This is a genomic window from Pseudomonas sp. zbq_18, from assembly GCF_043102245.1.
GTDB lineage: Bacteria > Pseudomonadota > Gammaproteobacteria > Pseudomonadales > Pseudomonadaceae > Aquipseudomonas.
Genome location: NZ_JBICIT010000008.1, coordinates 16,063 through 39,220, shown reverse-complemented (window position 1 = coordinate 39,220; position 23,158 = coordinate 16,063). Strand labels below are relative to the sequence as shown.

17 protein-coding genes and 1 pseudogene are annotated in these 23,158 nt (G+C 62.8%); 10 read left to right on the top strand and 8 right to left on the bottom strand.

What is annotated here, in order from left to right; translation table 11 throughout:
- Positions 1-95: 95 nt before the first annotated feature.
- Positions 96-527, bottom strand: a complete 432-nt coding sequence (locus ACF8C6_RS05585; protein WP_277688995.1) for a hypothetical protein — start codon at positions 525-527, stop codon at positions 96-98.
- Between the two features lie 325 nt (positions 528-852).
- Here ACF8C6_RS05585 and argF point away from each other — a divergent pair, with 325 nt between their 5' ends.
- Both argF and ACF8C6_RS05575 read left to right on the top strand, forming a co-directional pair.
- Entirely contained in the window at positions 853-1,770 is a 918-nt protein-coding gene (gene argF / locus ACF8C6_RS05580; protein ID WP_277688996.1) for an ornithine carbamoyltransferase, read from the top strand.
- On the top strand, positions 1,767-2,870 hold the full coding sequence (locus ACF8C6_RS05575) for an ABC transporter ATP-binding protein (RefSeq protein ID WP_392498384.1): 1,104 nt from the start codon (positions 1,767-1,769) through the stop codon (positions 2,868-2,870). Before argF ends, ACF8C6_RS05575 begins: the two co-directional genes overlap by 4 nt.
- 23 nt (positions 2,871-2,893) lie before the next feature.
- On the opposite strand, the gene ACF8C6_RS05570 is transcribed toward ACF8C6_RS05575, so the two are convergent.
- Positions 2,894-3,670 carry a PhzF family phenazine biosynthesis protein gene (locus tag ACF8C6_RS05570; RefSeq protein WP_392498383.1) on the bottom strand — a complete coding sequence of 259 codons (777 nt, stop codon included), beginning with the start codon at positions 3,668-3,670 and terminating at the stop codon, positions 2,894-2,896.
- Between the two features lie 340 nt (positions 3,671-4,010).
- Between ACF8C6_RS05570 and ACF8C6_RS05565 the strand changes: the two genes are divergently transcribed.
- Together ACF8C6_RS05565 and ACF8C6_RS05560 are read left to right on the top strand one after the other, a co-directional pair.
- Positions 4,011-5,264 carry a hypothetical protein gene (locus ACF8C6_RS05565; RefSeq protein WP_392498382.1) on the top strand — a complete coding sequence of 418 codons (1,254 nt, stop codon included), beginning with the start codon at positions 4,011-4,013 and terminating at the stop codon, positions 5,262-5,264.
- Positions 5,265-5,348: 84 nt separating this feature from the next.
- Positions 5,349-6,131 carry a type IV pili methyl-accepting chemotaxis transducer N-terminal domain-containing protein gene (locus tag ACF8C6_RS05560; RefSeq protein ID WP_392498381.1) on the top strand — a complete coding sequence of 261 codons (783 nt, stop codon included), beginning with the start codon at positions 5,349-5,351 and terminating at the stop codon, positions 6,129-6,131.
- A 2-nt stretch (positions 6,132-6,133) separates the two neighbouring features.
- Here ACF8C6_RS05560 and ACF8C6_RS05555 read toward each other — a convergent pair whose 3' ends face one another.
- The 3 genes from ACF8C6_RS05555 to ybaK form a co-directional block, all read right to left on the bottom strand.
- Complete coding sequence (locus ACF8C6_RS05555; protein ID WP_392498380.1) at positions 6,134-6,919, bottom strand: substrate-binding periplasmic protein; 786 nt, start codon at positions 6,917-6,919, stop codon at positions 6,134-6,136.
- Between the two features lie 41 nt (positions 6,920-6,960).
- A complete protein-coding gene (gene glpK / locus ACF8C6_RS05550; protein WP_392498379.1) occupies positions 6,961-8,448 on the bottom strand; it encodes a glycerol kinase GlpK in 1,488 nt (495 codons plus the stop codon).
- A 66-nt stretch (positions 8,449-8,514) separates the two neighbouring features.
- Positions 8,515-8,985, bottom strand: coding sequence for a Cys-tRNA(Pro) deacylase (gene ybaK, locus ACF8C6_RS05545; RefSeq protein WP_392498378.1), 471 nt, complete (start codon positions 8,983-8,985; stop codon positions 8,515-8,517).
- 276 nt (positions 8,986-9,261) lie between these two features.
- Between ybaK and ACF8C6_RS05540 the strand changes: the two genes are divergently transcribed.
- The gene (locus tag ACF8C6_RS05540; protein ID WP_392498377.1) at positions 9,262-10,020 is read left to right on the top strand and encodes a DeoR family transcriptional regulator; all 759 of its coding nucleotides are present in this window, start codon (positions 9,262-9,264) and stop codon (positions 10,018-10,020) included.
- A 274-nt stretch (positions 10,021-10,294) separates the two neighbouring features.
- Positions 10,295-11,818: a glycerol-3-phosphate dehydrogenase gene (gene glpD, locus ACF8C6_RS05535; RefSeq protein ID WP_392498376.1), complete on the top strand. Its 1,524-nt coding sequence runs from the start codon at positions 10,295-10,297 to the stop codon at positions 11,816-11,818.
- Positions 11,819-11,876: 58 nt separating this feature from the next.
- On the opposite strand, the gene ACF8C6_RS05530 is transcribed toward glpD, so the two are convergent.
- The 3 genes from ACF8C6_RS05530 to ACF8C6_RS05520 form a co-directional block, all read right to left on the bottom strand.
- Positions 11,877-12,902, bottom strand: a complete 1,026-nt coding sequence (locus ACF8C6_RS05530) for an alpha/beta fold hydrolase (RefSeq protein ID WP_392498375.1) — start codon at positions 12,900-12,902, stop codon at positions 11,877-11,879.
- Between the two features lie 121 nt (positions 12,903-13,023).
- The gene (locus tag ACF8C6_RS05525) at positions 13,024-14,628 is read right to left on the bottom strand and encodes an ATP-binding protein (RefSeq protein WP_392498374.1); all 1,605 of its coding nucleotides are present in this window, start codon (positions 14,626-14,628) and stop codon (positions 13,024-13,026) included.
- The gene (locus tag ACF8C6_RS05520; RefSeq protein WP_392498373.1) at positions 14,625-15,341 is read right to left on the bottom strand and encodes a response regulator; all 717 of its coding nucleotides are present in this window, start codon (positions 15,339-15,341) and stop codon (positions 14,625-14,627) included. Before ACF8C6_RS05520 ends, ACF8C6_RS05525 begins: the two co-directional genes overlap by 4 nt.
- Before the next feature lie 733 nt (positions 15,342-16,074).
- On the opposite strand from ACF8C6_RS05520, the gene ACF8C6_RS05515 reads away from it, so the two are divergent.
- The 4 genes and pseudogenes from ACF8C6_RS05515 to ACF8C6_RS05500 all read left to right on the top strand — a co-directional run bounded on the left by ACF8C6_RS05515 (position 16,075) and on the right by ACF8C6_RS05500 (position 21,694).
- The gene (locus ACF8C6_RS05515) at positions 16,075-18,951 is read left to right on the top strand and encodes a ribonucleoside-diphosphate reductase subunit alpha (RefSeq protein ID WP_392498372.1); all 2,877 of its coding nucleotides are present in this window, start codon (positions 16,075-16,077) and stop codon (positions 18,949-18,951) included.
- Positions 18,952-19,350: 399 nt separating this feature from the next.
- Positions 19,351-20,595 carry a ribonucleotide-diphosphate reductase subunit beta gene (locus tag ACF8C6_RS05510; protein ID WP_392498371.1) on the top strand — a complete coding sequence of 415 codons (1,245 nt, stop codon included), beginning with the start codon at positions 19,351-19,353 and terminating at the stop codon, positions 20,593-20,595.
- A 175-nt stretch (positions 20,596-20,770) separates the two neighbouring features.
- A pseudogene (locus tag ACF8C6_RS05505) lies at positions 20,771-20,980 on the top strand (DUF4062 domain-containing protein); the annotation flags it as partial.
- Positions 20,981-21,010: 30 nt separating this feature from the next.
- Positions 21,011-21,694: a hypothetical protein gene (locus ACF8C6_RS05500; RefSeq protein WP_392498370.1), complete on the top strand. Its 684-nt coding sequence runs from the start codon at positions 21,011-21,013 to the stop codon at positions 21,692-21,694.
- The last annotated feature ends 1,464 nt before the right edge of the window (positions 21,695-23,158 follow it).

The following is a 23,158-nucleotide window of genomic DNA, read 5'->3' as shown; positions in this document are numbered from 1 at the left end:
GCCTTCATTTCATGAATCGGCGGGCATCATGCCCGCCGATTCAGACGCAAAGCAAAGCAATCACATGGCGCACCGCGAGGCACGCCCCGGAAGGCTTAGCGAATTGCGGTAACGGTGCCTTTGTTGCCGGTCACTTTGACGTTGACGGCTTTGTACACCACATAATCCTGCACGCTGACTTCATAGCGCGGCGCGACGATCAGGTCGGCACCGGAGGTTTTCACCGCTTTGAAGGCTGCTGCGGATTTGGCGGCTGCTACCGGGTCCAGGCCCAGAGCGAAACCACCTTCGCCACCACCATAGGTCACGCCATCAGCGAACTGGGTATCACCACCCAGCTTGAACATACCGAACAGGATGTTCACCGAAGACTCGCCACTGATGGACTCGCCCACTTTCACGTCTGCTTTCAGGTTGGTTTCGACTTCACCGTTCAGCGGAGCGCTCGGCTGGCTGTAGTTCTGGCTGGCACAGCCAGTCAGCAGGGCCAGAGCGGAAAAAGCGGCGGCATAGGCTACGTGTTTCATGCAAGACTCCTTTGCATAGAAGATCCATAACGCCCCATTGCGGGGCATCGGGGGTGCCTTTCAAGGCGGGGCGCATGGTAGGAGCGCCGCTCTAGGACGGGCAAGCCAGCGTTGCACTTTTGTGACAGCGACCACAGCCTGGACAATTTCCCCTGAAACCTTTCGTCGCAGCCCAGGTCCGGGAGCAATTTGCTCCGCCGCGTCGTTTCCTTATAAGATCGCGCCCTTCCCCTTTGTCGCACCCGCGCGGCTCCAGCCGTTGTGTGGGCTGCTTTTTCCCGGAAAAACCGGGCCGCGACAGCTGTTGAATTAAAGGTAGTGAATGATGAGCGCCAGACACTTTCTCTCGTTGATGGACTGCAGCCCCCAGGAACTGGGCGGACTGATCCGTCGAGCCATCGAGCTGAAAGACCTGCGCCGCCGTGGTGTGCTGTTCGAGCCGCTGAAGAACCGCGTGCTGGGCATGATCTTCGAGAAAGCCTCGACCCGTACCCGTCTGTCCTTCGAAGCCGGCATGATCCAGCTCGGCGGCCAGGCCATCTTCCTCTCGCCTCGCGACACCCAGCTGGGCCGTGGCGAGCCGATCGGCGACACCGCGATCGTCATGTCGAGCATGCTCGACGCGGTGATGATCCGTACCTTCGCCCACAGCACCCTCACCGATTTCGCCGCCAACTCCAGCGTGCCGGTGATCAACGGCCTGTCCGACGACCTGCACCCCTGCCAGCTGCTGGCCGACATGCAGACCTATCAGGAAGCGCGCGGCAGCATTGCCGGCAAGACCGTGGCCTGGATCGGCGACGGCAACAACATGTGCAACTCCTACCTGGAAGCCGCCGTACAGTTCGACTTCCAGCTGCGCATCGCGTGCCCCGAAGGCTACGAGCCCAAGGCCGAGTTCCTCGCCGCCGCCGGTGATCGCGCCAAGATCGTGCGCGACCCGAAAGAAGCCGTCGCCGGCGCCCATCTGGTCAGCACCGACGTGTGGACCTCCATGGGCCAGGAAGAAGAGAACGCCAAGCGCCTGGCCGTGTTCGCCCCTTACCAGGTCAGCCGTGCCCTGCTCGATGCGGCGGCCGAAGATGTGATTTTCCTGCACTGCCTGCCGGCCCACCGGGGCGAGGAAATCAGCCAGGACCTGCTCGACGACCCGCGCTCGCTGGCCTGGCAGCAAGCCGAAAACCGCCTGCATGCGCAGAAGGCCCTGCTGGAAATGCTGGTCGAGCCGGCCTATCACGCATGAGCCAGGTGCTGCTGTCGCTGCGTGAGCTGGCGTGCGGCTACCAGCAACATCGCGTGGTGCAGACGCTCAACCTGCATCTGAACGCCGGTGACATCGGCTGCCTGCTCGGCCCCTCCGGCTGTGGCAAGACCACCACCCTGCGTGCCATCGCCGGTTTCGAGCCAGTGCTGGAAGGCGAGATCGAACTGGGCGGCGAAGTCATCTCCCGCGCCGGCTTCACCCTGGCACCGGAGAAGCGCCGTATCGGCATGGTGTTCCAGGACTACGCGCTGTTCCCCCACCTCAACGTGGCCGACAACGTGGCCTTCGGCATTCGCAAGCATCCCCAACGCGAACAGATCACCGCCGAGCTGCTGGAGCTGGTCAAGCTGACTCATCTGGGCCAGCGTTTCCCCCACGAGCTGTCCGGCGGCCAGCAGCAACGCGTGGCCCTGGCCCGTGCCCTGGCACCGCAACCGCAACTGCTGCTGCTCGACGAGCCCTTCTCCAACCTCGATGGCGAACTGCGCCGGCGCCTCAGTCATGAGGTGCGCGACATCCTCAAGGCGCGCGGCACCAGCGCCATTCTGGTCACCCACGATCAGGAAGAAGCCTTCGCCGTCAGCGACCATGTCGGGGTGTTCCACGAGGGTCGCCTGCAGCAGTGGGACACCCCCTTCAACCTGTACCACGAGCCGCTGACGCCCTTCGTCGCCAGCTTCGTCGGCCAGGGCTATTTCATTCGCGGCCAGTTGCTCAGCCCGGACACGGTGCAGACCGAGCTGGGCGTGATCCGTGGCAACCGTGCCTACACCTGGGCGCCCGGAAGCTCAGTGGACGTGCTGCTGCGCCCGGACGACGTCATCCCGGCGCCAGACAGCGAGCTACGCGCACAGATCGTCGGCAAGACCTTCCTCGGCGCCGCCACCCTGTACCGCCTGCAGCTGCCTACCGGCAGCCAGCTGGAAGCCCTTTTCCCCAGCCATGCCGATCACCTGCCGGGGCAGCAGGTCGGCATCCGCATCGCCGCCGACCACCTGGTGGTCTTCCCCGCCCCAGGCAGCGTGGCCGCGCAGGTCAACCTGGGCGACTCAGGCGTACGCCGCTACAGCAGCAACTGACCCTGCGCGCGACACGGCCAACCTCAGATAAACAGCTTGCCGCTGGCCACCAGCACCGCCTGGCCGGCAATCTTCACCCGATCGCCTTCCAGCCGGCAGTGCAGTTCGCCACCACGCGCCGAACACTGGAAGGCACTCAGCTCGGTCTTGCCCAGGCGCTCGGCCCAGTAGGGCGTGAGGATGCAATGGGTGGAGCCGGTTACCGGGTCTTCGTCGATGCCGATACCTGGGGCGAAATAGCGCGAGACGAAGTCGTGCCGCTCGCCTCGCGCCGTGACGATCACTCCCAGCCCGGGCAAACCCGCTAACGCCTTCAGATCCGGCGCACAGGCGCGCACCGCCTGCTCGGACTCCAGCTCCACCAGCAACTCCTTGCCGATCTGCAGCCGCACCACGCGCTGGCCGAGAATCTGGGCGACCTCTGCCAACTCAGCTGGCGCCAGGTATTGCGCGGGGAAGTCCAGTACCAGGCGCTCAGCTTCACGGGTCACCGCCAGCGCCCCGGACTTGCAGAGCAGATCCAGGCGCTCGCCGGGCTCGCCATACACCTCGAACAGCACGTGGGCACTGGCCAGGGTGGCGTGACCGCACAGCGGTACCTCACAGGCCGGGGTGAACCAGCGGATGTGCCAGCTCGCGCCCTCGCGCACCACAAAGGCGGTTTCGGCCAGGTTGTGCTCGGCGGCAATACGTTGCATCAAGGCGTCATCGAGCCAGGCATCGAGGCGATAGACCATGGCCGGATTACCGGCGAACGGGCGGGCGCTGAAGGCGTCCACCTGATGAAAGTCGAGCGGCATGAAAGGCTCCTGCCAAACGGTGATCGGGCGCTCAGCATGCCCGCAACACCGTCAGCACACCCGGTACAGTCGCGCAACAAGGCAGCACTACAGCTGCACTGTATCAAGGCGCAGCGAGCTAGCGCGGTGCAGCGCTAAATCGCGAAAGGTTCTTAGCCTGTAACTATTTCTCAACAAATCAGTCACTTGAGAATTCTGGCACGCCGCCTGCTATGGCAGGCCCCGGTCAGCACAACGGCGTGTCTGCCACTCAACCGACAACGACGTCACGAAAGCCACCGCTCTCGTTCAGAAGAGCCCGGCATCGTGGCGTTTTTTTTTGCGTTTTTTGGAGACCACCATGCACATGACCAAACTGTCCCTGCTGTCGTTCGCCGTGGCCTGCGCCACCTTCAGCCACGCCGTCAACGCAGCCGAGGATTTCAGCAACCTGTTCACCCAGGGCAAGGTCAACCTCGACGCCCGCTACCGCTTCGAGAACGTCGACCAGGAAAACGCCCTACGCGACGCCCATGCCCAGACCCTGCGCACCCGTATCGGTCTGCAGAGCGGCAAGTGGTACGGCCTCTCGGCCCTGATCGAGGCCGACAACGTCAGCCGCATTGGCGATGCCGCCTACAACAGCACGCGCAACGGCCAGGGCCACTACGCCGTGGTCGCCGACCCGGACGGCAGCGAGATCAACCAGGCCCTGCTGCGCTACGACCATCAGTACGGCAGCGCCGTGCTCGGCCGCCAGCGCATCAACCTGGACAACCAGCGCTTCGTCGGCGGCGTGGCCTGGCGCCAGAACGAGCAGACCTATGACGGCGCCCTGGCCCAACTCAAGCCTGTCGACGGCCTGACCCTGAGCTACGCCTACATCGACCAGATCAACACCATCTTCGGCCCGGACAACGGCCGTTATGACAACCGCACCAACCCGGCCAACATCGACGGCCACAGCCACCTGATCAACGCCCAGTACATCTTCGCCCCCGAGTTGACCGCCACCGCCTACAGCTACCTGCTGGACCTGGACAACCTGGCCATCGCCCCCACCGCCCCCGAAGGTACGCTGTCCAGCCAGACCAACGGCCTGCGCCTGAACGGCAACCTCTCCGGCCTCAGCTACGTGCTGGAATACGCCCGCCAGAGCGACTACGACAGCAACCCGCAGGAATTGAGCAGCGACTACCTCCTGCTCGAACTGGGCTACACGATCAAGGGCATCCAGCTGAAGGCCGGCCACGAGGTGTTGGGCGGCGACAGCGGCCCGGGCAATCGCGCCTTCCAGACCCCACTGGCGACCAAGCACGCCTTTCAGGGCTGGGCCGACGTCTTCCTCACCACCCCGGCCGACGGCATCGAAGACCTCTACTTCGGCGTCACCGCGCCGCTGCTGGGCGGCACCCTGCAGGCCTGGTACCACGACTTTTCTACTGAGCAGGGTAGCGACGACTACGGCAGCGAGCTCGACCTGTCCTACGCCCACCCGATTCCCGGGGTGAAGGGCCTGGTCGGCCTGGTCAAGTACGCCAGCTACAACTCCGAAGACGAGGCCCGCACCGTCGACACCGACAAGTTCTGGCTGCAGCTGCAGTACAGCTACTGAGTGCCATGGCGGCGCGGCACTCGCACCACGCCGCCTTCTCCCAATTCGCTTCCCGGCGCGCTGCCGCGCGCCTCTGGAGTTCTCATGTTGAGTCGTCTTGCCCTACTGCTCGGCCTCAGCCTAGGCCTGCTCTGCCCGCCGGCCAGCGCCGCCATTGGCGCTGCCGAAGCGATGAACCTGTCCGGCATGCAGCGCATGCTCAGCCAGCGCATTGCCAAGAGCTACCTGATGCTTGGCACCCAGGTGCGCAGCGAGCAGGCCATCGAACAGCTTGATCAGAGCGTGGCACGCTTCGAAAGCAACTTCGTGGCCCTCAGCGAATACGCCCCCACGGGCGATATCGCCACGGCTCTCGACCAGGTCGACCACACCTGGCAGGCCTACCGCGAACTGGCTTTGTCGCGCCCCGAGCGCAAGCAGGCCGTACGCCTGCTGCTGCTCAGCGATCAGCTACTGGAGCAGAGCGAAGCCGTGGTGCGCCTGATCGAAGCCCATACCGGCAGTGCCGATGCCCACCTGGTCAACCGCAGCGGGCGCCAGCGCATGCTCAGCCAGCGCATCGCCAAGCTGTATCTGGCGCTGAGCTGGGGGCTGCCCGTCGAGGGCCTGGCGCAACAACTGCAACTGGCCGCCGAGGAGTTCGAGACAGCCCAGCAAGAACTGCTGGCCGCCGAGCAGAACACTCCGCAGATCGCTGCGGCACTGAAGAGAGTCGAGGCCCAGTGGCGTTTCGCCCGCGCCGGTTTTAGCCTGTCTGCGGATGCCCACTATGTGCCGACCGTGATCGCCACCACCACCGAGACCCTGCTCAAGCAAATGAACGAGTTGACCAGCGCCTATGAACAGGTGATGCGGCAGAAAAGCTGAATTCAGTGGCGCTCTACGCCATAGGCCTTCAATAGCGCTTGCAGGCGACCGTTGGCGCGGTAGCGCAGCAGGCCCTGTTCGAACAGTTGAACATGCCGAGAACTGGCCTTAAGCGCCGGAGAGAAGGCCAGGTAGATCGGCACGTCCGGTTCACGGCAGCCCGCCTCGCGCAACTCGCCGCTGCGACCCTGTTCAGCCAGGCGGGCCTGCACCACCCAGCTGTTCTCGATCATGGCGTCGATACGCCGGTGACCGAGCTTGCTGAGGTTGATATCGAGCGCCTTGTCGCCGGCAGCCACCTGCACCTGGTCGACATGACGGTGGTGCGCCGCCACATAGGCATTGATCTCTACGCCGTAGCTGTAGTCGTTGATCACCCCGAGGCGCACCTCGGCCAGCGACGCCAACCCGTCGTAACGCCAGCTGGAATCGGGCAGCGTGTAGAAGCAGTTGCGCGACATCGCCACGGGGGTTTCGGTGAACAGGAAGTCCGGAGCATCGCCTATGCCGGCACCAATCGCTGCGTTGATCTCGCCACGGCGCACCTCCTGCAGTACCCGCGCCCAGTTGCGCATTTCGTAGCGCACTTCGATACCAGCCTCGGCAAAGATGTCCCGCGCCAGTTCGACGAAGATGCCTGGCCGCTCACTCCCCGGCTCGCAGTTGATCGGGCACCAGCGATCAGCCGCGATCACCAGTGTTTCACCGCGCACCCAGCCGCTCAGGGCCAGGCAGGCCAGCAGGGTCAGGACTTTGGCAGGGCGAAGCAGGCGACAGCGCAACTGCATGCGGCGATCTCGAATCAGTAACCGCCGCAGTTGTACCACTCTCAAGCTTCGCTGCGCACCCTCTGCACAGCATCCAGCCAGCCGGCATAGAGCTTGGCGCGATGCTCGTCAGCCATGCGTGGAACGAATCGCTGCTGGCGATGCCAGTGGCTGGCGATTTCCTCCAGGCTGGCATACAGCCCCGCTTGCAAGCCGGCCAGGTAGGCCACGCCGAGGGCGGTGGTTTCCGTGACCACCGGACGTTCCACTGCCACACCGAGGATATCGGCCAGGAACTGCATGACCCAGTTGTTCACCACCATGCCGCCATCGACACGCAGTGCGCTGGGCTCGGCGGCGCCGTCCTGACGCATGGCTTCGAGCAGATCACGGGTCTGGTAGCACACCGACTGCAGGCCGGCGGTGACGATTTCCTTGATCCCTGTATCACGGGTCAGGCCGAAGATCGCGCCACGCGCCTTGGGGTCCCAGTACGGCGCGCCGAGACCGGTGAAGGCCGGCACCAGATAGACGCCGCAGGCATCGCCGGTCTGCTCGGCGAGCAGCTCGGTGTCGCGGGCGTCGCTGATCAGCTTGATGCCGTCACGTAGCCACTGCACGGCGGCGCCAGCGACGAATATGCTGCCTTCTACCGCGTAGGTGACCTTGCCGTTCAACCGATATCCCACGGTGGTCAGCAGTCGATTCTGCGACGCCACCGGAGTGCTGCCGGTGTTCTGGATCATGAAGCAACCGGTGCCATAGGTGCTCTTGACCATGCCCTCCTGGAAGCAGGCCTGGCCAATCAGCGCGGCCTGCTGGTCGCCGGCCATGCCGAGCACCGGGATGGCGGCGCCGAGCAACCCAGGCTCGGTGACGCCGAACTCGGCGGCGCAATCCAGCACCTCGGGCAACAGGCTGCGCGGAATCTCGAACAACGCCAGCAGCTCGTCGTCCCACTGCTGCTGGCGGATGTTGAACATCAGGGTGCGCGAGGCGTTGCTGGCATCGGTGCGATGCACCTTGCCGCCGGTCAGGCGCCACAGCAGGAAGCTGTCGACGGTGCCGAAACGCAGCTCGCCGCGCTCGGCACGGGCACGAGCACCGGGTACGTGGTCGAGGGTCCAACGCAGCTTGGTCGCGGAAAAATAGGGGTCGATCAGCAGGCCGGTCTTCTCCGAAACCTTAGCCTCATGCCCACTCGCCTTGAGGCCGGCGCAATAGTCGGCGGTGCGGCGGTCCTGCCAGACGATGGCCGGATGGATCGGGGCCCCCGTGGCGGCATCCCAGACAATGGTGGTCTCGCGCTGATTGGTGATACCGATGGCCAGTACGTCCTCGGCTCTCAGGCCCTTGCTGGCCAGCGCCTCACGACACACCGCCAGGGTGGTCAGCCAGATTTCTTCGGCATCGTGCTCGACCCAGCCATCCTTGGGGAAATACTGCTTGAACTCACGCTGGGCACTGGCCAGCGGCAGGCCCTGAGCACTGAATACGATGGCGCGGGAACTGGTGGTGCCCTGGTCGATGGCAAGCAGGTATTGGGACATGCGCGTTTCCTTGTTGTTATTCATCTAACCCCCTCTGCCGGCGAAGGGGTGGTGTCAGGCAGTGGATCACTCGCGCCCTATGGCGGCGAAGCTGCCCTGGGTGTGCTGGGCCAGCACCTCGGCCGCCAGCTCGACCTCCAGACCGCGCCGCCCGGCACTGACGTGGATGGTCGGGTACTGCCGGGCACTCTCGTCGATGAAGGTGCGCAGGCGTTTCTTCTGCCCCAGCGGGCTGATGCCGCCGACCAGGTAGCCGGTGCTGCGCTGGGCCTGCTGCGGGTCGGCCATGTCGGCCTTCTTCGCGCCAGCGGCGTGGGCCAGGGCCTTGAGATCGAGCGAACCAGCCACCGGCACTACGGCCACCAGCAACTCACCTTTTTCGGTGGCAGCCAGCAGTGTCTTGAAGACCCGCGCCGGGTCCAGGCCCAGCTTTTCCGCTGCCTCCAGGCCATAGGAGGCGGACTTCGGGTCATGGTGGTAGCTGAGCACCTTGTGCTCGGCCTTGGCTTTTTTCAGCAGATCGATGGCAGGAGTCATGTTCGAATGTGAAAATCAGCTGACGAAGTGGCGTACCTTAACGGAAAAAGCCGCCAGGAGCAGTTGTTAACGCCGCACAGCAATGGCCCGCAGAGTAATCGCATGGTTGGCAGACGATAAAGATGCACTAGGGCAGCACCTCGTTATACTCCGCCAGCCAATAACAACAGCTATGCAATCAGCTTCCGCGGGAGCGGCTTTAGCCGCGATGGACTTGTTTATAGCGCCTGAAGTCGCTCCCGCACCCAGCCAGGACAGCGCTACCAAGGAACGCCCATGAGCCTCCCGCCCCGCCAGCAGAGCATCCTCGACCGCGCCCGCGAACGCGGCTACGTCAGCATCGAAGAACTGGCCCTGGCCTTCGATGTCACACCGCAAACCATTCGCCGCGACATCAACCAGCTAGCCGAACAGGGGCTGCTGCGACGCACCCACGGCGGCGCAGCCTGCGAGACCTCCAGCATCCAGAACACCGCCTACGCCATGCGCGCGGGACAGATGCGCGACGAGAAACAGCGCATCGCCGAGGCCATCGCCGCGGCCATTCCTGACAATGCCTCGCTGTTCATCAGCATCGGCACCACCACCGAGGCCATCGCCCGCGCCCTGCTTGGCCACAAGCACCTCAAGGTGATCACCAACAACCTGCACGTGGCCGCGACCCTGGCCGACAAGGCCGACTTCGAAGTGCTGGTGGCCGGCGGCAGCGTGCGCAGTGACGGCGGCGTGGTGGGCCAGGCGGCGGCGGACTTCATCCAGCAGTTCAAGGTCGACTTCGCCATCATGGGCATCAGCGGCATCGACGAGGACGGCAGCCTGCTCGACTTCGACTATCAGGAGGTGCGCGTGTCCCAGGCCATCATCGACAACGCCCGCCAGGTACTGCTGGCCGCCGACTCCAGCAAGTTCGGGCGCAACGCCGTGGTCCGCCTGGGCTCCATCGCCCTGGTCGACCATATCTACACCGACGCCCCGCCCTCCCCGACCCTGGCTCGCCTGCTGCACGAGCAGAAAATCCAGCTGCACCTGGTCTGAGCCGCACAGAACGTAGGTTGTGGTTGCGGCGCATGGCGCCGAAGCCCAACGCTGCGCAGCCGAACGTCACGTCGAGGCCGATTGTTCGCTGTTGGGCTTCGCTACGCTCAACCTGCGCGGCCCGACCCAACCTACCCTCGCAGCCATGCATCCAACCGTTCGCCCTTGAACTGACCGCCGGACACTTTCGCGCTGGTGAAAGCGAGCACTCTTCGCTAGCATATTTTCGAAATCGAACATTCATTCGTTCACATTACAACTAACGGTGCCTGCCATGCCGCTCAGCCAAACGCCTCGCCTTGCCGAAATCTACGACCTGGCCATAGTCGGCGGCGGCATCAACGGTGTCGGCATCGCGGCGGATGCTGCCGGTCGCGGCCTCTCGGTGTTCCTCTGCGAACGCGACGACCTGGCCAGCCACACCTCCTCGGCCAGCAGCAAGCTGATCCACGGCGGCCTGCGCTACCTAGAGCACTATGAATTTCGCCTGGTCCGCGAGGCCCTGGCCGAGCGCGAAGTGCTGCTGGCCAAGGCACCGCATATCGTCAAGCCGATGCGCTTCATCCTGCCGCACCGCCCGCACCTGCGCCCGGCCTGGATGATCCGCGCCGGTCTGTTCCTCTACGACCACCTGGGCAAGCGCGAGAAACTACCGGGCTCGCATGGCGTGCGCTTCGGCGCCGGCAACCCGCTGAAGCCGCAGATGAGTCGCGGCTTCGAATACTCCGACTGCTGGGTGGACGATGCCCGTTTGGTAGTACTCAACGCAATGGCCGCCCACGAGCGCCATGCGCACATTCACACCCGTACCCGCTGTGTTAGCGCACGGCGCAGCAAGGGGCTCTGGCACCTGCATCTGGAGCGTGCCGACGGCAGCCTGTTCTCCATTCGCGCCCGCGCCCTGGTCAATGCCGCCGGCCCCTGGGTCGCGCGTTTCCTGCAGGACGACCTGAAGCAGAAATCGCCCTACGGCATCCGCCTGATCCAGGGCAGCCACATCGTGGTACCGCGCCTCCATGAGGGCGACAAGGCCTATATCCTGCAGAACGAGGATCAACGCATCGTCTTCGTCATTCCCTGGCTGGAACGTTTCAGCCTGATCGGCACCACCGACCGTGAATACCAGGGCGATCCGGCGCAGGTGACGATCAGTGAGGAAGAGACCGACTACCTGCTCGGCGTGGTCAACGCCCACTTCACCCGCCAACTGAGTCGTGCCGACATCCTGCACAGCTTCTCCGGGGTGCGCCCGCTGTGCGACGACGAATCCGACCAACCCTCGGCCATCACCCGCGACTACACCCTGTCCCTGGCTGGCGCCCCCGGCGAGGCGCCGCTGCTCTCGGTGTTCGGCGGCAAGCTGACGACCTATCGCAAGCTCGCAGAATCAGCTCTGGAGCTGCTCGCACCACACTTCCCGCACCTGTGCCCGGCCTGGACCGACCAGGCACCCCTGCCGGGCGGCGAGAACATGACCAGCCGCGAAGAACTGGTCGATCAGTTGCTCGGCCGCTTCGGTTGGCTCGACCGCGAACTGGCAAAGCGCTGGGCCAGCACCTACGGCAGCCGCACCTGGCGCCTGCTCGACGGCATCCAGCAGCAGAGCGAGCTGGGCGAGCATCTGGGCGCGGGCCTGTATCAGCGCGAAGTGGATTACCTGTGCCGCGAGGAATGGGCGATCAGCGCCGAAGACATTCTCTGGCGCCGCACCAAGCTCGGCCTATTCATGACGGCCGGCCAGCAGGCCCGGCTCAGGGACTATCTGAACCAGACCCCGACCAGCGCCGTAGCCGTGTAATAACCTAAGAGAGAGCCCTGTTCGCAAAGACGTCAGCGACTTCATGCACGAGTCGAAACTACAAGCGCGAACGCTCGGCAGTCTCCCCCTCACGCTGCGCCAGCTGCGCATCCACCATGCGCTGCTGACGCAGGTATGGCAGCACAGCCGCCAGCAGCGGCGCCTTGAATGCCGGCTGGAATCGATGGGCCAGGCCAGGAATCAGACGCAGCTCGCTGCCTTTTATGTGCGCCGCCACGTGCACGCCATGCATCAGCGGCAGCAGGGGATCGGCGGTGCCATGCACCACCAGCGTCGGCAGGCGCAGGCGATTGAGCAGTTGCACCCGGCTCGGTTCGGCCAGGATGGCCAGAATCTGCCGCTGCACACCCTGCGGGTTGTAGGCGCGGTCGTAGCTGTGAGCCGCCTCTTCCAGCAACTGCTGACGCTCACTGACCTGGCTCGGACTGCCGAGAGCCGCCAGCAGATCAGCCTGTTGCTCGATGGCGGCAGCGCGATCCGCTGGCGCCTCGCGACGCGCCAGCTGTTCAAGCAGACGCGCATCCGGCGCCGGCAGGCCGGGGGCGCTGGTACTGGTCATCAGCAGGGTCAGGCTCTCCACGCGCTGCGGTGCCAGGTCAGCCAGATGCTGCGCAATCATCCCGCCCATGCTGGCGCCCAGGACATGGAAACGCCGGATGCCGAGAGCATCCATCAGGCCCAGTGCATCGCGCGCCATGTCGCGCAGCCCATAGGGCGCCTCCACGGCCAACCCCAGGCGATAGCGCAACAGCTCGTAGGTCAGACTGACCGCAGGCGCCTCGTCACGCCAACTGGACAGGCCCACGTCGCGGTTGTCGAAACGCACCACCCGAAACCCTTGCTGACACAGACTTTCCACCACCTCATCGGGCCAGTGGATCAGCTGTCCGCCAAGCCCCATCACCAACAACAGCGCCGGATCGGCCGCGCGGCCAATGCTCTGGTAGGCCAAGCGCACCTCCCCTACCTCCGCCACGGCGGTAGGCACCCTGACATCACATCGCGGAGCCGCAAAGGACGGCGCGCCGCACAGCAGTGCGGCCAGCAGCAAGAATGCTCGCATTACGAAAACACCTAAAACGCAGAACCCCAGTCAAACGCGAGTCTGCGGATGTTTGTTCGCGGCCGCTGCCACAGTTCGATGACAGTTTGATGAAGCGCGCCGAACGGTCGTGACCCGCGCCTCAGTGCGGCGTCTGACGGCGTGGCCAGATCAGGCTGAACTGCGCGCCACCGAAGTCCGCGCTGCGCCCAACATGAGCGCGGCCGGCGTGCCAATAGATGATGCGGCGGACAATGGACAGACCCAGGCCATGACCACCCGAAGCCCGCGTGCGGCTGTCGTCCAGGCGCAGGAAGGGCGTGAAGATACGCTCCCAGTCCTCTTCCGGCACGCCCGGCCCATCATCCTCGACATCCACCCGGCAGCGTTTGTGGCCGATGTGATAGCTCAGGCGCACCCGCGATTCGGCGTGGCGCATGGCATTGCTCACCAGGTTTTGCAGCGCCCGGTGCAGGTAGCGTGGCTCGGCCTCGACCTGTACCTCGCCATGCGGGCCATCCTGACAGGGGCCGCGCTCGACGGTGATACTCGCACGTAGCGGCGCCAGCTCGCCGATTACCTGGTCGACCAGGGCGCAGAGGTCGACCTTCTGGTAATTCAGCTCCGGCGAGCCCTGCTCCAGGCGCGCATAGACCAGCATCTCGTCAACCAGTTTGTCGAGTTCCTGGATGTCGCCGTCCATGCCCAGCATGTACTTGCGTCGCGCCTCGTCGCTCTGCGCATCCTCGATCATCTCCAGACCGAAGCGCAGGCGCGCCACCGGCGTGCGCAGTTCATGGGACACCGCCCGCACCATCTCGCGCTGCACATTGAGCAGACGCTGCAGCTGCTCGGCCATGGCGTTGAAGGTGGTGGCCAAACGACCAACCGAGTCGGCACCCTGAGTCGGCGCACGGGCATCCAGATGGCCGCCGGCAATGTGTGCCGCCGCATCCTCCAGGCCCTGAAGGCGGCGCTCCAGGCGCCTTACCAGCAAATACAGGATCAGCCCGGTCAGGCTCAGGCCCAGGGCGCCGATCAGCACCAACAGCTCGGTCGGGTAGGGATTCATCTGCTCGATCGGACCGACTTCCAACACCCAGGGCGTGCTGACCATACCGGCGATCACGCGGATTGAGTCGCCCTCCTTGCCCAACGCCAGCACGGTATCGCCCTCATCCACCCGACGCTGCTGGTCCTCGTCCAGGTCGACCTTCTCCAGCACCACCAGGCGCAGGGAAAAACCGAACTGCTTCTCTTCCTTCAGCTCCGCCAGACGCCTGGGCTGCTCGGCAATCGGGTAGCGCACCAACTCGTCCATCAACAGGAACACGGTGGCGCGCGCCAGCTGCTCGCTGATCTGCTCCACCTCGGTGCTCAATACCTGGCTTTCTCCAGGAATCTGTACATAGACCCGTGCCGCATGCGGCCCGGTCTGCTCCACCAGCACCTGACCGCGCTGCAGGCGACCACGGGCACGGCCATCCAGCGGCAGGCCGGCAACCGGTTGCAGCTCCAGCGGCACGCCGAGCAGACGCGTCCAGGTGATCAGGGCGCGACGGCGGTCGAGATCGTCCATGTGCTGCAGGTTGTCCGCCATCAGGCGAAAGGTGCCGCGCGCCAGCTTCTCGCGGTACTGGTCGCTGCGCACCTCGTTGGTCAGCTGCAGGGCGCCGACACCGAGCAGCGCGACCAGCACCAGGGCGGCGATGATGCCGCCATAGATGCGCAGGAAGATGGTGTTCATTGCAGTTCTGCAGCGGCCTCGGCGACGAACAGGTAACCCTTGCTGCGCACCGTCTTGATCAGGCGCGGGTGCATCGGGTCGTCACCGATCTTCGGCCGGATGCGCGAGATGCGCACGTCGATCGAGCGGTCCTGGCCGTCGTACTCGATGCCACGCAGGGAGGTGAAGATTTCCTCACGCGAGAGAATCCGCCCGGCATTGGCCGCCAGCAGCCAGAGCAGGTCGAATTCGGCGCTGGTCAGCTCGATCCCCTCGCCGCGCAACCAGGCTTCGCGCATGGCACTGTCGATCACCAGCTGGCCGAACTCCAGGCGACGCTGACCCTCGACAGCTGCGTCGCCCCCCTCGCTGCGCCGCAGCAGGGCACGGATACGCGCCAGCAGCACGCGCGGGCGCACCGGCTTGCACACATAGTCATCGGCGCCCATCTCCAGACCGAGCACCTCGTCCATATCGTCGGTGCGTGCGGTGAGCATCAGGATCGGCCCCTCGTAGCGGCCGCGCACCTTGCGACAGATGGTCAGGCCATCCTCGCCCGGCAGCATCAGGTCGAGCACCACCAGATCCGGCTGCTCGCGCAAAATGCGCGCCACCGCATTGGCACCGTTGGCCTCGATCGCCACCTGCAAGCCGTGGCCCTGCAGATACTCACGGGTCAGCTCGGCCAGCCGCTCATCGTCCTCGACAATGAGAATTTGTGCTTCTTGTTCCAACGTCGGCTCCTTAAACCTGCGCCTGCCGCAGCCCTACGGTAGGCCCGGCATTCTAACCGACTGCACCGGCCATTCCACTGGACATGCCAACCACTATATGTTGTGGCTATGGCCATCAGCCACGGACGCTTTTTCGCCCTTGGGAAGGGCCGGCAAAGGGCGACGAACGGTACAAGCCAGCAATCACGCAGCCTGCGCCGAACTCAGCCCTTTCACCCACAAAAGACCCACAATTTATCCACAGCTTATTCTCGACACGTCACCTTGCATTGCCCCCAGCAGCGCATTATCTTGTATCTCCATAGCGATGACCCACTACATATTGGGTTAAAGCCAGATCACCGGACACTAGAAGAATGAATGTCGAGAAGGTCCTTTCGTTGACCGCACCCGGTGTATCGCAACCCGTTTCACACCAGCCCGGTCTTGTCTGCCGGGCCTCGGACCAGGGTCGTAATGGTTGTCGACCCGGGCGATAGTGGTTGTAGCCCACGAGGGGCACACCACTAGGTATTGTGGTCACGGCTTAGATTGCCGTGATGTTTGACTTAGGCCACGGAGGCGCTTGAGTCCGCCCCCTGCCTTGTTGTTGTAGTACGCGCATACCGATCCTGCCGGTTCTGGTGGCGTGGCTGATTGGAAACGAAATTCGAAATAAAGCTGTGGCCAACTGTCTGGCGGAACACCCTCCGTTGAACAGTGCCCTACTAATAAATGGAGACGGGAGACCCCCATGCAGATCGACACAACTCGCGAGAACCCGCAGGCCGTTGCGCCGCAGGCTGCCGATGCCGGCCAGGAGCTGAACGCCACGGCCCCCGGTCAGCTGCGTGTGATCAAGCGCAACGGCACCGTGGTGCCGTACACCGACGACAAGATCACCGTCGCGATCACCAAGGCCTTTCTCGCAGTTGAAGGCGGTAACGCCGCCGCTTCGTCGCGCATCCATGACACCGTCGCCCGCCTGACCGAGCAGGTCACCGCGACCTTCAAGCGTCGCATGCCCTCCGGCGGCACCATCCACATCGAAGAAATCCAGGACCAGGTCGAACTGGCCCTGATGCGCGCCGGCGAGCAGAAGGTCGCCCGCGACTACGTGATCTACCGCGAAGCCCAGGCCAGCAAGCGCAAGGCCAGTGCCGGCAGCGACGTCGCCCAGCCGCACCCGAGCATCCGCGTCACCGCCGCCGACGGCAGCGTGCAACCGCTGGACATGGGCCGCCTGCAGACCATCATCCGCGAAGCCTGCGAAGGCCTGGCCGAAGTCGACGGCGCGCTGATCGAATCCGAGACCCTGAAGAACCTGTACGACGGCGTGGCCGAGAAGGACGTCAACACCGCCCTGGTGATGACCGCGCGCACCCTGGTCGAGCGCGAGCCGAACTACTCCTACGTCACCGCCCGCCTGCTGATGGACAACATCCGCGCCGAGGCCCTGAGTTTCCTCAACGTCGCCGCCAGCGCCACCCACCACGAAATGGCCGACCTCTACGCCAAGGCCCTGCCGGCCTACGTCGAGAAAGGTGTCGAATTCGAGCTGCTGGACAGCAAGCTGAAGGACTACGACCTGGCCAAGCTGGGCGCCGCGCTGAACCACGAGCGCGACCAGCAGTTCACCTACCTGGGCCTGCAGACCCTGTATGACCGCTACTTCATCCACAAGGATGGCGTGCGCTTCGAACTGCCGCAGGTGTTCTTCATGCGCGTGGCCATGGGCCTGGCCATCGAAGAGCCGAAGAACCGTGAAGAACGCGCCATCGAGTTCTACAACCTGCTGTCCTCGTTCGACTACATGGCGTCGACCCCGACCCTGTTCAACGCCGGCACCCTGCGTCCGCAGTTGTCCTCCTGCTACCTGACCACCGTGCCGGACGACCTGTCGGGCATCTACGGCGCCATCCACGACAACGCCATGCTGTCGAAATTCGCCGGCGGCCTGGGCAACGACTGGACCCCGGTACGCGCGCTGGGCTCCTACATCAAGGGCACCAACGGCAAATCCCAGGGCGTCGTGCCCTTCCTGAAAGTGGTCAACGATACCGCCGTGGCCGTGAACCAGGGCGGCAAGCGCAAAGGCGCCGTGTGCGCCTACCTGGAAACCTGGCACCTGGACATCGAGGAATTCCTCGAACTGCGCAAGAACACCGGTGACGACCGCCGCCGTACCCACGACATGAACACCGCGAACTGGATTCCCGACCTGTTCATGAAGCGCGTGTTCGACGACGGCCAGTGGACCCTGTTCAGCCCGTCCGAAGTACCGGACCTGCACGATCTGACCGGCAAGGCCTTCGAAGAGCGCTACGAGTACTACGAAGCCCTGGCTGGCTACGGCAAGATCAAGGTCTACAAGACCATCGCCGCCAAGGACCTGTGGCGCAAGATGCTGTCCATGCTGTTCGAAACCGGCCACCCGTGGCTGACCTTCAAGGACCCGTGCAACCTGCGCAGCCCGCAGCAGCACGTGGGCGTGGTGCACAGCTCCAACCTGTGCACCGAGATCACCCTGAACACCAACAAGGACGAGATCGCAGTCTGCAACCTGGGCTCGATCAACCTGGTCAACCACATCGTCGACGGCAAGCTGGACACCGAGAAACTCGGCCGCACCGTGAAGACCGCTGTACGCATGCTCGATAACGTTATCGACATCAACTACTACAGCGTGCCGCAGGCGCGTAACTCCAACCTCAAGCACCGTCCGGTCGGCCTCGGCCTGATGGGCTTCCAGGACGCCCTGTACCTGCAGCACATTGCCTACGGCTCCGACGCGGCCATCGAGTTCGCCGACAAGTCGATGGAAGCGATCAGCTACTACGCGATCCAGGCTTCCTGTGACCTGGCCGACGAGCGCGGCAGCTACAGCACCTTCGAAGGCTCGCTGTGGAGCCAGGGCATCCTGCCGCTGGATTCCCAGCAGATCCTGATCGAAGCGCGTGGCCAGAAGTACATCGACGTCGACCTGACCGAGACCCTGGACTGGGCACCGATCCGCGAGCGCGTGAAGAAAGGCATTCGTAACTCGAACATCATGGCCATCGCGCCGACCGCGACCATCTCCAACATCATTGGCGTGTCGCAGTCCATCGAGCCGACCTACCAGAACCTGTACGTGAAATCGAACCTCTCCGGCGAGTTCACCGTGATCAACCCCTACCTGGTGCGCGACCTGAAAAACCGCGGCCTGTGGGACAGCGTCATGGTCAACGACCTGAAGTACTACGACGGTTCCGTGCAGCAGATCGAGCGCATCCCGCAGGACCTCAAGGACCTGTACGCCACCGCGTTCGAAGTGGAAACCAAGTGGATCGTCGACGCCGCCAGCCGCCGCCAGAAGTGGATCGACCAGGCCCAGTCGCTGAACCTGTATATCGCCGGCGCCTCGGGCAAGAAGCTGGACGTGACCTACCGCATGGCCTGGTACCGTGGTCTGAAAACCACCTACTACCTCCGCGCCCTGGCCGCTACCAGCACCGAGAAGTCCACCATCAACACCGGCAAGCTCAACGCCGTGTCCAGTGGTGCGATCGACGAGGGCAACTTCGCCGCGCCGGCAGCGGTGCCGCAGGCGTGCAGCATCGACAACCCCGACTGCGAAGCCTGCCAGTAATGGGGGCCGCACGAATCTGAGCGGCGCCCGCGTTGTTGCCCGGCAGCTCCGCCCCCATCACGTGCACCAGCACGCTCAGGGGCTCGGAGCTGCCAGGCGCCTAGCGCTCACTCGCTCAGCTTCGCGCTTGCACCGAGTGGCCGAGGTAAAAGCCCAAAGCCACTCGTGCCGCTTGTTTCCCCTCTCCCCCTGGGAGAGGGGCTAGGGGTGAGGGACCCAGGCCCAGCGCCAGCCCTCCCCCACGAACATCTCCCCTCGCCCGCCTTGCGGGCCTGGGTGCCACCGACGGGTGGCAGGGTTTAACCCTTGCGTGCAGATCGCAACGGAACATAATCAGAATTACTGGACATTCATACAGGCCACCCAACAGCGGCCATGAGAACCAAGCAGGAGACCACCATGCTCAGCTGGGACGAATTCGATAAGGAAGACACCACCGAAGCGGCCGCCAAGCCCGCCGCTCCTGTCGTGGCCGCCGCGGCCGACAAGCTCGACGACGAAGCCGCCGGCTCCGTCGAGCAGGCCCGCGCCGTTGATGCCAACGACTCCGACGCCATCGCCCGCGCCAAGAAAGCGCTGAACGACCTGGACATCCAGGAAGGCCTGGACGACCTGGAAGGCGCCAGCGCCCGCGTGCATGTCGGCGACAAGCAGATGATCAACGCCCGCGCCGACCTCAACCAGCTCGTACCCTTCAAGTACGACTGGGCCTGGCAGAAGTATCTGGATGGTTGCGCCAACCACTGGATGCCGCAGGAAGTGAACATGAACGCCGACATTGCCCTGTGGAAGAGCAAGGACGGCCTCTCCGAAGACGAGCGCCGCATCGTCATGCGCAACCTCGGCTTCTTCTCCACCGCCGACAGCCTGGTGGCCAACAACCTGGTGCTGGCCGTGTACCGCCTGATCACCAACCCCGAGTGCCGCCAGTACATCCTGCGTCAGGCCTTCGAGGAAGCGATCCACACCCACGCCTACCAGTACTGCATCGAGTCGCTGGGCATGGATGAAGGCGAGATCTTCAACATGTACCACGAGATTCCTTCGGTCGCGAAGAAAGCCTCCTGGGGCCTGAAGTACACCCGCTCGATCTCCGATCCGCAGTTCCAGACCGGCACCCCGGAGACCGACCGCCAGTTCCTGCGCAACCTGATCGCCTACTACTGCGTACTGGAAGGCATCTTCTTCTACTGCGGCTTCACCCAGATCCTCTCCATGGGCCGCCGCAACAAGATGACCGGCACCGCCGAGCAGTTCCAGTACATCCTGCGCGACGAGTCCATGCACCTGAACTTCGGCATCGACGTGATCAACCAGATCAAGATCGAGAACCCGCATCTGTGGGACGCGCAGATGAAAGACGAAGCGACCCAGATGATCCTGCAAGGCACCCAGCTGGAGATCGAATACGCGCGTGACACCATGCCGCGCGGCGTACTGGGCATGAACGCGGCCATGATGGAGGACTACCTCAAGTTCATCGCCAACCGTCGTCTGACGCAGATTGGTCTGAAAGAGGAATATCCGGGGACTACCAACCCGTTCCCGTGGATGAGCGAGATCATGGACCTGAAGAAGGAGAAGAACTTCTTCGAGACTCGCGTCATTGAGTATCAGACTGGTGGGGCGTTGAGCTGGGATTGATGCCTGGGTCTAGATCGTTAGGACAGATTAGAAGCGCTTTACCTGATTACGGATGTTCGGGGTAGCGAGAGAAACTAAAAGCCCCGCCTAGTGCGGGGCTTTTTTTGGGGGGAGGGCTAACTCATGGCAAAACCACGCATCTTTATAAGCTCGACATACTTTGATTTAAAAAAATCTGCGAGCAGATTTAGAGCGCTTCATAAAAGTTCAAGGCTATGAGCCAATTCTCAACGAGAGAGGCCACATCCCTTATGGCAACAGAGAAAAACTAGAAGAATATTGCTACAAAGAAATTCAAATATCAGACATTCTAATATCAATTATCGGCGGAAGATTTGGCAGCCAATCCGCAAAGACCGAAATACACTCGATATCCAACACCGAGCTACGCACAGCCATAGAACTCGGAAAACAAGTGTACATATTCATAGACAAAAGCGTTTTTAACGAATTCAGAACATACGAACGCAACAAAGAAAACAAAGACATTTCATATGCCTCTGTTGACGACATAAGAATCTTTAATTTCATAGATGAAATAAACAACCTACCTATTGGCAACCCCATCGCCAGCTTTGAAACAACCTCAGACATCACCGACTACCTAAAAGAGCAGTGGTCCGGCCTATTCCAGAGGCTTTTATCTGAGAGTTCAAAACAAAAAGAAATAACCGCATTAAACGAAATAAAATCAACCGCAAAGACTTTAAATCAACTTGTCAGCTTTTTGATCGAAGAAAGGAAAAATGGCGACCAAGCATTCAAGGAAATCCTCTTAAGCAACCATCCTGCATTCTCTCAGATCCGAGAGTTATTAAAAATCCCATACAGGGTATTTTTTACCAACCTAGATGAATTAAACGACCTCCTTCTGGCGCGTCAATTTTCAGCCATAGATGAAAGCGAGTGGGACAACAAAAATATTTGGGAGTGGATAAATCCCAGCGTAACACCTAGGAAACTTCTAAAAATAAAAAGCGACATATTCGATGATGACTTGAAATTAAAGGTTTACACCCCAGACACTTGGGACAAAAAGCTAATAGCCCTTAAAGACATTTCTGACATTGCTGAGTTCGACGACGACATACCGTTCTAAAATGAGAAAAGCGGAAAAGGGGACAGATTTATTTTCTGAGCCACTGCGCCAAACCAGTCCTCCCTTTTCGCCCTTACGGCGAGTCACTTTCTCTTGTGTGCCCAAGAGAAAGTAACCAAAGAGAAGGGCACCCCGACATCCGGGTCTGGCCTACGGCCAGACTCCCCTCCTTCCGGTGCCGCTCCGGGGGCCGGCTTACAAGGGCCATCCATGGCCCTTTAAGCCTCTCGCCGCATCCATGCGGCTCGTCCCCCTGCGCAACACCTCCACTCGGCCTACTGACGGGGACTCAAGCTCCGAGGCGCCTGCCAGCCCGATCATTCCCACGCTCCGCGTGGGAATGCAGCCCTCGACGCTCTGCATCCGCCTGCCAGGCTGCGACAATCGTGGTGGACTAGGAAGCAGCTGGTAGCCGTAGGTTGGGTTGAGGCGCAAAGCGCCGAAGCCCAACAGCCAACCACGTTGGGCTTCGCGATGCTCAGCCCAACCTACGTGCTGGTCACATCCACACTCCGAGCGCCATACCCTTCCCTCTCACTTTCAGGCAGCGCCAAACGCCCCTTCAGTAGAGTGAGTGGAATCGTTGCGGAAGGGGTTGAGCGGCATGGATGCCGCGTGAGACGCGATGGGCCAAGGATGGCCCTTCGCGGCGTGCCCCTGGAGCGACGATGGAGCGAACGAACCCGGAGCGAAGCGTAGGGCCGGATGGTGGGGCAAGCGCTTTTGGTTACTTTTGTCGCGACTGACAAAAGTGACCCGCCCAGCAGGGCGGAACAGAAAGCATCAATCTGCTCGACAAACAGCAGTACAACAAATCCGATCATTTGCAGCCCTCGACGCTCTGCGTCCACCTGAGCTACTTCGCACACGCAATCCCGTAGTGACACAGAGCGTGGGAGCTATCGGGTAAACCGCTGACTTTCAGGCAGCACCAAACGCCCCTTCAGTAGGGTGAGTGGAATCGTTGCGGAAGGGGTTGAGCGGCATGGATGCCGCGAGAGACGCGATGGGCCAAGGATGGCCCTTCGCGGCGTGCCCCTGGAGCGGCGATGGAGCGAACGAACACGGAGCGAAGCGTAGGGCCGGATGGTGGGGCAAGCGCTTTTGGTTACTTTTGTCGCGACTGACAAAAGTGACCCGCCCAGCAGGGCGGAACAGAAAACATCAATCTGCTCGACAAACAGCAGTGCAACAAATCCGATCATTTGCAGCCCTCGACGCTCTGCGTCCACCTGAGCTACTTCGCACACGCAATCCCGTAGTGACACAGAGCATGGGAGCTATCAGGTAAACCGCTTTTGTAGGAGGGGCCTTGGCCGCGAGGCAGGCAGCACCGAGGCTGAGACGGTCGCAGCCAATACGGATGGCCCCTTCTACGAACAGCAAGAGCGGCTGGGGTAGCTCTGGCATTGGCCAATGCCGCTTCTGCGGCATGGGCAAGTCTCAAGCGCAGCCGGCTAATCG